Origin of the sequence: Rhizobium sp. NZLR10, from assembly GCF_019685125.1 — a bacterium.
Classification (GTDB): Bacteria; Pseudomonadota; Alphaproteobacteria; order Rhizobiales; family Rhizobiaceae; genus Rhizobium.
In genome coordinates this window covers 391,952-404,507 of the sequence record NZ_JABDWE010000002.1, presented here as the reverse complement: position 1 = coordinate 404,507, position 12,556 = coordinate 391,952, and the positions used below count along the sequence as shown (strand labels likewise).

General features: G+C 60.1%; 11 protein-coding genes. 7 read left to right on the top strand and 4 right to left on the bottom strand.

All coding sequences use genetic code 11. The features are described from left to right. Positions 1-17: 17 nt before the first annotated feature. The 3 genes from HJB82_RS05205 to speB all read right to left on the bottom strand — a co-directional run bounded on the left by HJB82_RS05205 (position 18) and on the right by speB (position 3,490). A complete protein-coding gene (locus HJB82_RS05205) occupies positions 18-1,400 on the bottom strand; it encodes an aspartate aminotransferase family protein (RefSeq protein ID WP_221139655.1) in 1,383 nt (460 codons plus the stop codon). 124 nt (positions 1,401-1,524) lie between these two features. Next, positions 1,525-2,367: a transporter substrate-binding domain-containing protein gene (locus HJB82_RS05200; protein WP_207584314.1), complete on the bottom strand. Its 843-nt coding sequence runs from the start codon at positions 2,365-2,367 to the stop codon at positions 1,525-1,527. Positions 2,368-2,443: 76 nt separating this feature from the next. Continuing rightward, positions 2,444-3,490 (bottom strand): agmatinase, encoded by a 1,047-nt coding sequence (gene speB, locus HJB82_RS05195; protein WP_221139682.1) that lies wholly within the window; start codon positions 3,488-3,490, stop codon positions 2,444-2,446. A 150-nt stretch (positions 3,491-3,640) separates the two neighbouring features. On the opposite strand from speB, the gene HJB82_RS05190 reads away from it, so the two are divergent. From HJB82_RS05190 to HJB82_RS05165, 6 genes are all read left to right on the top strand, one after another. Beyond that, complete coding sequence (locus HJB82_RS05190; RefSeq protein WP_209884545.1) at positions 3,641-4,366, top strand: GntR family transcriptional regulator; 726 nt, start codon at positions 3,641-3,643, stop codon at positions 4,364-4,366. 33 nt (positions 4,367-4,399) lie between these two features. Further along, positions 4,400-5,125 (top strand): ABC transporter permease, encoded by a 726-nt coding sequence (locus HJB82_RS05185; protein ID WP_207580495.1) that lies wholly within the window; start codon positions 4,400-4,402, stop codon positions 5,123-5,125. Continuing rightward, a complete protein-coding gene (locus HJB82_RS05180) occupies positions 5,125-5,823 on the top strand; it encodes an ABC transporter permease (protein WP_207580494.1) in 699 nt (232 codons plus the stop codon). Before HJB82_RS05185 ends, HJB82_RS05180 begins: the two co-directional genes overlap by 1 nt. Positions 5,824-5,835: 12 nt before the next feature. Beyond that, positions 5,836-6,639, top strand: coding sequence for an ABC transporter ATP-binding protein (locus HJB82_RS05175; RefSeq protein ID WP_207580493.1), 804 nt, complete (start codon positions 5,836-5,838; stop codon positions 6,637-6,639). A gap of 180 nt (positions 6,640-6,819) precedes the next feature. Continuing rightward, complete coding sequence (locus tag HJB82_RS05170; RefSeq protein ID WP_207584313.1) at positions 6,820-10,065, top strand: adenylate/guanylate cyclase domain-containing protein; 3,246 nt, start codon at positions 6,820-6,822, stop codon at positions 10,063-10,065. Positions 10,066-10,137: 72 nt separating this feature from the next. Next, the gene (locus tag HJB82_RS05165) at positions 10,138-10,818 is read left to right on the top strand and encodes a peroxiredoxin-like family protein (RefSeq protein WP_207580492.1); all 681 of its coding nucleotides are present in this window, start codon (positions 10,138-10,140) and stop codon (positions 10,816-10,818) included. A gap of 37 nt (positions 10,819-10,855) precedes the next feature. Here the strand turns inward: HJB82_RS05165 and HJB82_RS05160 are convergent, their stop codons facing one another. After that, the gene (locus HJB82_RS05160) at positions 10,856-11,143 is read right to left on the bottom strand and encodes a LysR substrate-binding domain-containing protein (RefSeq protein WP_259669483.1); all 288 of its coding nucleotides are present in this window, start codon (positions 11,141-11,143) and stop codon (positions 10,856-10,858) included. 105 nt (positions 11,144-11,248) lie between these two features. Here HJB82_RS05160 and HJB82_RS05155 point away from each other — a divergent pair, with 105 nt between their 5' ends. Next, positions 11,249-12,457, top strand: a complete 1,209-nt coding sequence (locus HJB82_RS05155; protein ID WP_221115989.1) for an MFS transporter — start codon at positions 11,249-11,251, stop codon at positions 12,455-12,457. Positions 12,458-12,556: the final 99 nt, after the last annotated feature.

Here is a 12,556-nt window from a genome sequence, read left to right as displayed (position 1 = left end):
ATCGTCGGTTCCTTCACTCAATAGAGGCCGGTCGCCCTCGCCCAGGTGTACGTGTCATCTAACGCCCGAGTGGAGCGGTCGAACAAGTCGTTGATCTGTGCTTCAGTGATGATAAGCGGCGGGCAAAGTGAATAATTGTCGCCAAGGGCACGCGTGATGACGCCATGGACCTGGGCCTGTTTGCCTGCGTGAATGGCGATGCCGTCCGTTGGCTTGAACTGTTCTTTCGTTTCCTTGTTGCGAACCAGTTCGAGGGTCCCGATGAGGCCGCGACCGCGGGCGTTGCCGACGAGCGGATGGTCGCGAAGTTCGTTCAACCGCCGCTGGAACAGCGGGGCGATGTTCCGGACATGGCCAACGATGTCGCGTTCCTCGTAGATTTTCAAGGTTTCCAGGGCCACCGCAGTCGCAACGGGATGGCCGCTATAGGTGAAACCATGGCCGAATGTTCCGATTTTCTCGCTCTCGGCAACGACTGCGGAATGGATCTTTTCGTTGATCATCAGTGCGGATATCGGCTGATAGGCCGCCGAAAGCTGCTTTGCCATGACGATCATATCCGGCTGAAGCCCGAAGCTTTCGGACCCGAACATCGTGCCCAGCCTGCCAAAGCCACAGATGACTTCATCGGCGATCAGCAGCACGTCGTATTTTTTGAGGATCGCCTGGATCTTCTCGTAATAGGTTGGCGGCGGAACGATGCAGCCGCCGGAAGCCATCAATGGCTCGGCGAAGAATGCGCCGATGGTTTCCGGTCCCTCGGCAAGGATCATCTGTTCAAGCGCGTTGGCACAGCGCGTCGCGAATTCTTCCTCCGTTTCGCCCGGGCGGCCGTAGCGATAAAACTCCGGGCAATCCGTGTGCAGTACCCGATCGATCGGCAGATCGAAATCGCGGTGGTTGTTCGGGAGTCCGGTCAGGCTCGCCGAAGCGATGGTGACACCGTGGTAAGCCCGCATGCGTGAGATGATCTTCTTCTTTTCCGGCATGCCTATCGCATTGTGATAATACCAAACAAGCTTCATGGCCGTGTCGTTGGCCTCGGAACCCGAATTGGCAAAGAACACTTTCGACATCGGCACCGGTGAAAGCTGAATGAGCCGTTCGGCAAGCTCGACGGCGGTCTCATGCGTTTTGCCGCCGAAGCTGTGATAGAACGGCAATTCTTTCATTTGGCGGGTTGCCGCGTCGACCAGACGTTGTTCGCTAAAGCCCAGCGACGCACAAAACAGCCCCCCAAGACCTTCGATGTACTTATTGCCTTCGTTGTCGAAGATGTGGATCCCCTCACCCCTGGCGATCACCAGCGGGCCGTCCTTCAGATGTTGCGAGGCGTTGGTATAGGGATGAAGAACAAACGCGGCGTCGCGGGATTCAACGGAGTTGAGAAGGATGGTCACAATGGTTCTCCAGATGTAGGTGTGTTTCGACGGCGACGTTTGGCAAAGCTTCGCCCGGCGGCCGGTGCGACCTCTCGGTGCACCGGCCGCCAATCGCTGCCGGAATGGGAGCTTGACCGCTTAATCAATCAAGAGATGTCTTGATCCACTTCTGCGCAAGCTTGTTGATCGTGCCGTCCGCTTCCGCCGCGTCGATCGCAGCGTCGAACATCGACTTCAAGACTGTATCGTCCTTGCGGATACCCGCCGCGATCCCCTGTCCGAAGACTCCGCCTTTGAAGGTCGGGCCGGCGATCTTGTAATCTTTGAAGTCGTCCTTTCCGAGGGTTGCAGTCAATGACGTTTTCTGGGCAACCACGGCGTCGATGCGACCGGCCTGGAGGTCCAGGTCATGTTGCTCGACGGTCTTGTATTCTCTTGGATCGACAACGCCCTTGAAATAGGCGTCGAGAAAAGCTGCGTTCGCCGTTGAAACCTGGGCGCCCACGGCCTTGCCTTTGAGGGCGTCTCGAAGCGGCTGCAATTCCTGCTCGACCTTCGCCTTGTCTGCGGCAAGGTCGACCGTCGTCCCCGTCCCCGGCAGATCTGCCAGAGGACCGGTTTTATCGACCATGAATGCGGCGGCGGTCGGGGCGTAGGGCTTGCTGAACGAGATGACCGCCAGACGCTTTTCGGTAACGATCATCGAGGCCATGATGGCGTCGAACTTCTTGGCATTGAGCGACGGAATCAGCCCGTCCCAGTCCTGGGCCACGATGGTGCATTTGATCTTCATGCGGGCGCAAAGGTCATTGGCGAGATCGATCTCAAACCCCGCGAGCTTGCCGTCAGGACCGGTAAAATTCCAGGGCTCGTATGCGCCCTCGGTCGCAATGGTGATCTCGGTTGGTTTTGTCTGCGCGGTGGCAGCGCCGGCCGACATGACGCCGAGCAGAGCGGACGTCAACAAAAGCTTTGATAGTTGCATGTCTTTATTCCCCTTTTTGCGCCCTGCCCTTTTCCCAAGCAAGGCGGTTGCAGACTTCGCGACATCCAGCCGATTGCTAGGACGCGCGAACCTTGATTGCCTCGGCCGCAAGGCAGAGGAGTTCGAATAGAACCTGAGCGGCAATTTGCGCCGTGTTCGACGTTGGGTCGTATTGCGGAGCGATCTCGACGACGTCGCCGCCGACGATGTCCAACCCTATAAGACCGCGCAAAATGCCAAGGGCCTGCGCGGAGGTCAGTCCACCGACCTCGGGTGTTCCCGTGCCAGGCGCAAATGCCGGATCCAGAGAGTCGACGTCGAAGCTGACGTAGGTTGGACCTGATCCGACGATCTCTCTCGCTTTTGCGATTACGGCCTTTATGCCGAGATCGCCAACGTCTTCGGCATGTATGACGGTCATGCCGGACGCATAGGAAAATTCCCAGAGATACTCGGAATTCCCTCGAATTCCGATCTGGACAGTCCGCCTGGGATCAAGCACACCATCCAGTACCGCTTGGCGGAACGGTCCGCCATGATGGAACTTGCACCCCTCAAATGAACCACCGGTGTCACAATGGGCGTCAATGTGGATCATCCCCACAGGTCGATCCCTGCCAACGGCCTTGAGAATGGGAAGGCCGACCGAGTGGTCGCCGCCGACTGCAAGCGGCACAACGTCTGCCTCTACCAACCTGCGGACAAATCCTTCGATATCGTCATGAGAGGCAGCAAGATCAAAGCGGCTTTTGAATGGGACATCGCCGATATCGGCAATGCGTGCATGCGCCGCCGGGACGGCCCGCAAAACATGATCATAAGGCCCAACCCGATCGACATTGCGGACGGCTCTCGGCCCGAACCGCGCACCCGATCGGTTCGTCACCCCGAGATCCATCGGTATTCCGAAAAGCGCAATGTCCATACCCGCAAAATCGGGTGCGGCGTCTGGACGATACGGGGCCTTCAGCAATGTCGGAACGCCGCTATAGGGCGCCTGGCGACTATCCCCCTCGCCAAAGACCAATTCGGCGACCTTTCGAAACTCCGGATCGAACATCTCACCGCCTGAAGCGTTGGAATAGCGCTTCCGCAGGTCGTCCAGATTGAGAATCTCCGGCATTGCGCCTCCATGTTCTGAACCAAATCTCAAGCCGCGTTCAAAAAGCCGATTAGAACCATTGCGTGTTGTAGTCAACATTGTATACATAATCGTATTCTTCTTGATCGAGCAAGAGGGAAAAAGTTATGATGGCGTTCGCCGGACCGGTGAATGGACCAGAGATGGAAGGGGAATTGCTTGGCATCGACCAAAACGGAACAGCGAGGATCATTGCGTGAAAGCACATATTCGCAATTGAAGGACCTGATCCTGAGCGGCCAGCTCCGCCCCTCGGAGCGCCTTTCAGAAATTTCACTGGCCAAGCGCTTCGGCGTCAGCCGAACGCCGTTGCGTGAAGCGCTGATGAAGCTTGAAGAGGAAGGGCTCATCGTCGGGCAGCGTAATTTTGGCTATACGGTGACCGATCTTGATGTCACCAAGTTCTGCAATTTGCTGGTCGTTCGTGAAGCGCTCGATGTTTGCGCCGCCCAACTCGCCTGCGAGGTGGCGACCGAGGAAGACCTCGATCGGCTTCGGGGTGTCATTGCCCAGATGGTGGAACTCAAGGAGACGACCAACAAGACGCCGTCCGACGCGGCCCGCAACCTCGATCTTGGACTATACATCCATCGCGTCATCGTGGAATCGACTCGCAACGAGGCGCTCGTAAGGGCGACGGATCAAGTTTACCAGCAGCTTCGCCTGGCCCTTTGGCTCGAAGTCCTTTGGGTCGATCTGGAGCACACGGATCTCGACGAGCACCGGGCAATCGCAGACGCCATCTGTGCACGCGACAGGGAAGCCGCCGCAAACGCAGCCCGCGCCCATGTTCAAAGCTCGCTGAAAAACATGTCGAAGCTCCAGCGCATCTGGGCGCATCGGCGAGCGGCCGACTGACTGAAACCCGATCCTTCACCAAGAGGTCCACGCATGGCACCTATCGACAGTTACCTGGCTCTGGTTGGCTTCGGGCAAACGGGTTGGGGTTGGCTCCTTCTGACCGCAGCCGCCATGACAATCGGTGTATCCGTCTGCGGTTTTCTCGCTGGAACGGTAATCGGCACGATTATCACCTTCATGCAGCTATCCCGTCACATGGCCATCCGATGGCTCGCCGACGGTTACACGACCATTCTGCGCGGTGTGCCGGACCTTCTGGTCATCTATCTCTTCTATTTTGGCGGCAGTGCATTCCTCGGATCCGTGGGGGGTCTGTTCGGCTATCAAGGATTCATCGGAATGCCGGCATTTCTAACCGGAACCCTGGCGCTTGGCGTGGTTTCGGCCGCCTATCAGGCTGAGGTTTTTCGCGGAGCCTACAGATCGGTTGCACGCGGTGAAATCGAAGCCGCCAGCGCCGTCGGTATGCGGCCATGGCCTAAATTCAGGCGCATCGTTGCTCCACTCGTCCTTCGTTACGCCATTCCGGGTCTCGGAAATACGTGGCAACTCGTGCTGAAGGAATCCGCATTGGTCTCTGTCACAGGTCTGGTCGAACTCCTGCGCCAATCGCAAATCGCGGCCGGCTCTACCCGCCGGCCCTTCGAGTTCTACCTGATGGCCGTTGTCCTCTATCTCGTCATCACTTGGTTCTCTTCAATCCTGTTCCGACGCATGGAAGCTCGAACGACCCAGGGCATAAGGGGGGCGTTGTGATGGATACGGGCTTTCTGTGGGAAACGTTTCTCACGCTTCTGGGCGGTTTGCCGCTAACCCTTGAGCTTGCAATTACATCCATCCTCGCAGGAAGCGCCTTGGCGCTTGCGATTTCGCTGCTGGCCGTGACCGGCGGTGCGATGGGTCGAACCTTAACCGGCGCTTATGTCTTCATATTCAGGGGTTCGCCCCTGCTCGTCCAAATGTTCCTGATCTACTATGGACTTGGCCAATTCCGGCATGAGCTACAGGATCTTGGCGTCTGGGGGTTCTTTCGCGAACCCTACTGGTGTGCGGTGCTAGCGCTCACTCTGAACACCGCGGCCTACTGCAGCGAAATTTTCCGTGGCGGCCTGCAGGCCGTCTCCATCCAGGAGATCGAGGCGGCACGCGCTTGCGGCATGTCGGGCGTTCTTTTGTTCAGACGCATCATCCTGCCGATTGCCATCAGGCATGCGCTGCCAGCTTATGGCAACGAGATCATCCTGATGCTCAAAGCAACGGCACTCGCGTCTGTCATCACGATCATGGAAGTCACCGGCCTGGCTGGAAAATTGATCGCCGACAGCTTCCGCGCTTTCGAGATCTTCATCGTCGCAGGCGCGATCTACCTTGCGATCATTTTCGTCGTTACGCGCATGCTCATGGTGGTCGAATTTTGGCTTTCGCCTCACATGCGCATGCGGCTGCAATCTTAAACGGGAGTGTGCATGTCTGACAGGGGAACAGTTTTGGCAAGCGACAACAATGATAAAAGCGCTGCCGTTTCGGTCAAGGATCTTCGGAAATGCTTTGGCCCACTGGAAGTCTTGAAGGGGGTCTCCCTGGAAGCACATGAGGGAGATGTGATTTCCATTCTCGGTTCATCCGGCTCCGGAAAATCGACGATGCTCAGGTGCCTCAATATGCTCGAAGTCCCCGACAGCGGAGAAATTCGCATCGGCGGTGAGATGTATGCTCTGAAGAAAGCGGGGCATAGAACGGAGCCCGCTGACCGCAGGCAAGTCGATCGGATGCGCGAACACATCGGCATGGTGTTTCAGAGCTTCAACCTTTGGTCTCATATGACCATCCTGGAGAATGTGATCGAAGCGCCGGTGCACGTGCAGAAACGCAACCGCGCCGAATGCATCGCCGAGGCTGAAGCTCTGCTCGAACGGGTCGGCATCGTCGACAAGCGAAATTTCTATCCCGCGCACTTGTCTGGCGGGCAGCAGCAACGGGCTGCGATCGCTCGCGCACTCGCGCAGCGGCCCAGGGTCATGCTGTTTGACGAGCCGACCTCTGCGCTTGATCCCGAACTCGTCGGAGAAGTGCTCAAGGTGATGCGCTCTCTTGCTGAGGAAGGTCGGACCATGCTGGTTGTAACGCATGAGATGGGGTTCGCGCGAGACGTTTCCAGTAAAGTGGTATTTCTTCACAAGGGTGTCGTCGAAGAAGCGGGCGAACCTGACGAACTTTTTACCAATCCGAAATCCGAAAGATTTCGGCAGTTTCTTGCAGGGACGAGATGACGTCATCCGACATTCGGCGCGGATCTCAAGAGCGCCATGTATTCAACGGCAATCGGCGTTCCCCCGGCTGTTTAGTGCTTGCCGGCACGGGGCAGCAGGTTCATGCTGATCCTCTGTTTTAAGAGCCCGTGGTTGCGGCTGACCTAGCCGTCACATATCGGTTTTCGTGAGATGCCTGCGATGGAGTGCGCCGGCTGCGGTTTCGATGTTCAAAGCGGTTTTGCCTTCTGTCCGCGATGCGGCGCAAGGCAGCCTCTTTCCTGCGCCGCTTGCGGCAATCCCTGTCAGCCCGATTTTGCCTTTTGCCCCAAATGTGGCGCGTCGATCTCAGGCAAAGCCCAGCCTGCGCCGAAGCCAAGCATCGAGGTGGTGCCGTCCAAATCCGATGGCGACGCCGACCGGCGGCCGGTGACCGTGCTCTTTGCCGATCTCTGCGGTTTCACGACGCTGAGCGAGCAGATCGATCCTGAAATCATGCGGCTGCTGCAGAACGAATTGTTCGAAGAGATGACCCAGGCGGTCGAGGCCTATGGCGGCTTCGTCGACAAGTTCGTCGGCGATGCGCTGCTGGCGCTGTTCGGCGCGCCGGTCGCACATGAGGACGATCCGGTTCGGGCGCTCGGGGCCGCACTCGATATGATCGGTCGGGCGACTGCAGTCGGCGCGCGCTGGCGCTCACGCGCCGGCGTGCCGCTGCGTCTGCATATCGGCATCAATAGCGGACCTGTTGTCACCGGCGGCTTCGGCGCAGTCAGCACAAAATCCTATTCCGTAACCGGCGACACGGTGAACACCGCCCAGCGCCTGCAATCGATGGCCGGCGAAAACGATATCCTGGTCGGGCCATTGACCTATCGGCTCACCCGCCATGCCTTTGCCTTCGACAGTCTGGGCGCACAGACCCTGCGCGGCAAAAGCGGAAACGTCCTCGTCCATCGGCTGACCGGGCTGCTGGAAGCGCCGCATACGGCGCGCGGGCTCGAAAGTTTCGGCCTTCAGGCGCCGATGATCGGACGGGATACGGAGTTGTCGCGGTTGCTGACATGCCTCGATCTTGCCTGCGGCGGTGCGGCGCAGCTCGTCCGCTTGATCGGCGAGGCCGGTATCGGCAAGTCGCGGCTGGTCGACGAGTTCGTCGGGACCGCCGCCAATGCGGCCCGATTCCAGGGCCTTGCCATACGCAGAGCCACCTGCTCTCCCCTCGGCGAGCAATCCTATGGCACCCTCGCCGCGGTTGTGCGCAGCGCTTATGGCATCGGCGAGCGGGATGATCTCGACAGGACACGGCAACTGCTGACGACAGGTTTCCGCGCGCTCGATCTCACGCAGGAGGACGTCGAGGGACTTTTGCCGCTCTTTCTGCATGTCCTCGGTCTCGGCGATCCCGACGGGGCGTTACGGCACATCGAGCCGGAACAGTTGCGACGACAGATCTTCTATGCGGTGCGCACCGTCTTCGAGCGGCGGTTGGCGCAAGGTCCCTTGCTGCTTGTCATCGAGGATCTGCACTGGGCGGACGTTGCCTCGCTGGAAGTGCTCCGCTTCATGATGGATCGGCTGGAGCGCAGCCGGCTGATGCTGCTTGCGATCTACCGGCCGACATCGCAGACCGATCCGCTGAACTCCAATCGCGTCAACGTCACCGTGCAGCGTCTTGAACCGCTCTTTGCAGCCGAGGGGCAGAAGCTGCTTGCTGCCTTTTTCGGCGAGGGTCATGGCAAGTTGCCGGTGACGATGCGAAAGCGGATCCTCGACCGCGCCGGCGGCAATCCGCTTTTCATCGAAGAAATCCTTAGGGTGCTGATCGACATGGGCACGTTGCACAATGACGGTCAGCGCTGGCATTTCGCGGCCGACGATACGGATGTCGATATACCCGTCAATCTGCAAGCGCTGTTGCTTGCTCGCGTCGATCGTCTGCCGCAAGAGATAAGACGGTTGGCGCAGGAGGCGGCGGTGGTCGGCCCGAAGTTCGATACCGCCCTCCTCCGCACCGTGGCGACCGACCCCGGCGCGATCGATGCCGCGTTGGATTTTCTCTGCGATGCCAATATCATCGAAGAATTGCGCGGTCCCGATGCCGGCGGGTTGCCGGGCTATCGTTTCAGCCAGACGCTGATGCACGACGTCATCTACCATAATCTCCTGTTGCAACGGCGCATGGAGCTTCATCTTCGGATCGGCCGGGTTCTGGAACACCAATATGGCGCGGCGCCCGATCGGCCGGAGCATCTGGCGCAGCTCGGCCATCACTTCAGCCTGACGACCGAAAAGGCCAAGGGAGCCGGGTATCTGATGGCGGCGGGCGATCTGGCGCGCAAAACCTATGCCAATGACGATGCGATGCGCCTTTACCGTCAGGCGCTTGCGGCCTTTGCCAACGAGCCGGAGGTGACGCCGGAGCAATTGGCGCTGCTGGAGCGTCTTGCCGATCTTTGTGGTCCTGCGGGCCGGCGCGACGATGCCTTGAACCATTATCATAGCGCGCTGGCGATCCACCGCGCCAAAGACGACCGGATAGCTGCAGCGAGGATATTGCGAAAGATTGGCCGTCTACATCTTGATGCGGGGCGCCGCGACCAGGCGGAGACCCATTGCGCCGCGGCCGAAGCGATGATCGCGACGATCGATGCGCCGGTCGAGCACGCGCATCTGCTGCAGGAGCGCGGCCATCTCGCCTTCCGCATGGGCGATCAAGCTGCCGCCGCCGAGTGGGCGACGCAGGCGCTGCAATGCCTGCAGACGCTGCCGGTCGACGGAACGACCGAGGCCGGGCGGGAGGCGGCGCGCGCGATGGCGGAGGCGCTGAACACCAAGGGTGTGGCTCTGGCGCGCCTTGGACGCCGCCGCGATGCCGTGCAGGAAGTGGAGCGCAGCCTTGCGGTCGCCGAAAAGGCCGATTTGCAAAGTGCAGCGTGCCGCGCCTATTCCAATCTCGGCGTTCTCTACACTATCGTCGACCCGGCCAACGCCATCAGGATCTGCCGGCGCGGACTGGAGGTCGCCACCCGTATCGGCGATCTCGGCTTCCAGGCGCGGCTTCTCGCCAATCTCGCCGTTTCCTGCTGTACCTTTACCGATCGCTGCGCCGCCGAGGGTGTTCCGTCGGCGGAGAAGGCCGTCGAAATCGACCGGGCTCTCGATCAGCGCGATCATCTCTCCGTGCCGCTGATCGTCCTCGGGCAGATTCATCAGTGCCACGGGGAGCCGAAGCTAGCTCGTAAGTATTACGAGGAAGCCCTTGAGGTTGCGAAGGAAATTGACGAGCCGCAACTGCTCTTTCCGTGCTATGATGGCTTGGCGACACTGAGCCTCGAGCATGACGACATGGACGAGGCGGAGCGGTATTTCACGCTGGCACAGGATGTGTGCATTCGCCACAACCTCGATCCAGGCACACTTGTCGTCTTGCCGTTCCTCGACTGATCCTCCTCTTCGTACCACGACTGGAGATCGGTTAGTCGAACTGATTCAGACAGATAAAGGGAGGAATTAAACATGCAGGAGAACCACTCGGAAAGACCATTGCAGCCTGGAGATCGCGCGCCGAACGTGGTGCTGGATGCGATCACCCGCCAGGGCAAGATCGCCATCGACGATTTTCGCGGTCAAAAGCCGGTGCTTGTCGGGCTGTTCCGCGGACTGCATTGCCCCTTCTGCCGCCGGCAGATCGCCGCCATGGCCGAACTCACCGGTGCATTGCAGGAAAAAGGTATCGACAGCCTGACTGTGGTGAATACGCCGATCGACCGTGCCCGCCTCTATTTCCGCTACCACCCGCTTCCCAACCTGCTGGCGGCCTCCGACCCTGAGCGGATGTCGCACAGGGCGTTCGGCCTGCCAAATGTCCAGTTCACCGAAGCCGAGAATGACTGGCCGCACAAGCTCAGCATGAGCACGGTGACCTCGATGCGTATCGACATGCCGGGCGAGCTCCCGGAGCCCATGGACGTGATGGCGGCGGTGGACTATCTCGACAAGGCGGATGGTTACGAATTCACTGAGGATGACACGCAGATGATCGCTACCGGCTATGGCCAGCTTGTCGGCGAATTCCTGCTCGATCGGGATGGCGTCGTGCGCTGGTGTTTCACGGAAGTCGAAGAGGGTGGTCGCCATATGTTCGGCGGTCCCGCCCCTCGGGAAGTGATGTCGGCAGCCTCGAATATGGCTGTTTGAAGCGATCAGTCTTGCGTTCGGGGATTACTCCTCGGCGTTACATCGGGCGTGAGGCTAGCCAGTCGTGAAACGCTGCAACCTGGTATCGACGCAACGCCTTTGGCGAGGCGACGATGTAATACGCCCACTTCACCGGCCAGCGGATATCCGGCAACAGATGGACCAGCCTGCCGCTGTCGAGTTCCTGCGCCACGAGCGCCTTGCGCACGAGGGCGACGCTCCTCGCCGCGACTGCGGCCTGGATCACCGCCGCTGTGCGCCGGCGGCGGGCATCCGCTTCCCGGAAGCCGCAATGGGTGTCTGGCCTGTGGAAGGACCACCTCATCCTGGCAGAGAGCGAGACAAGCCCCTCCGAACCTGGTTACCTTGCCGGCGCAGTTACCGCTGCGGGTCGAGCAGTCGCCGACATTCTGTCGAAGATGGATTCCAGATGAACATCATACATCAAGCCTCGGCCGACCCGGCAGTCGCGAAGCGCAACTCCTGGGTCCTTACCATTGCGCAGGCCTTCGGTGGCGCCAATGCCCCGATCATCGTCTCGCTCGGCGGTCTGGTCGGACAGCATTTGTCAGCGGATCCCGATCTCGTTACCCTTCCCGTCAGTCTTCTCAGCCTTGGGCTGGCACTCGGGACGCTCCCCGCCGCCTGGGTGATGCGTCGCTTCGGACGCAAGCCCGGCTATCTGCTGGGCTCGGCGATCGGCATGATCTCCGGTCTGATCGCTGCACTGGGGATCGTGCTCTCCAGCTTCCTGGTCTTCTGTCTCGGCACCTGTCTTGCAGGTTTCTACTCCTCCTATGTTCAGAGCTACCGGTTCGCCGCGACCGACAACGCCACCGGGTCGCAGAGCCATAAAGCGATCGCCCGGGTCATGGTCGGCGGCCTGGTCTCCGCGATCATCGGGCCGCAGCTCGTCATCTGGACGCGCGACGCCCTTCCGGGAACACCCTTTGCCGGGAGCTTCCTCAGCCAGGCCGCCCTTGCCGCCTTGGCGTTTCCGGTGCTGCTCTTTCTTCGCACATCGACGCCGCGGGCGGCTCATGCACCGGAAAGCGCCCCGGAACGGCCGCTTGTCCAGATTTTGACCTCGCCGCGCTATCTCCTCGCCATCGCAACCGGTGTCGTTTCGTATGGCTTGATGACCTTCGTGATGACCGCGTCACCGATCGCGATGGTCGGGCATGGTCACTCGATCGACCAGGCGGCACTGGGGATCCAATGGCACATTCTCGCCATGTATGCCCCGAGTTTCGTTACCGGCCGCCTGATAGTGCGCTTCGGCAAGGAACGGATCGCAGCCGTCGGTCTCCTCCTCATCGGCTGCTCGGCGGCCGTCGCGCTCTCCGGCTTCGACATCGCCCACTTCTGGCTCTCGCTGGTTCTGCTCGGGATCGGCTGGAACTTCGGCTTCATCGGCGCAACCGCCATGGTGGCCGACTGCCATACGCCGGCGGAACGCAGCAAGGTGCAGGGTGCAAACGACTTCCTTGTCTTTGGTACAGTCGCCTGCGCGTCCTTCTCGGCCGGATCGCTTCTCCACAGTTCCGGCTGGGAGACGATCAACTGGATCGTGCTTCCGGCCGCCGCCCTGGTGCTGGTTCCCCTGGTCTGGCGGGCGGCGCGGCCCATCGCGATATAGGCCGGCGATCCTCAAGCCGTGCGGCGACCGTGGCGCCTGAAGTCGATATGCGGCGGGTCACGCCAGGGCGTTTTCCTTCTGCTGCTCTCGCAGTTAGCC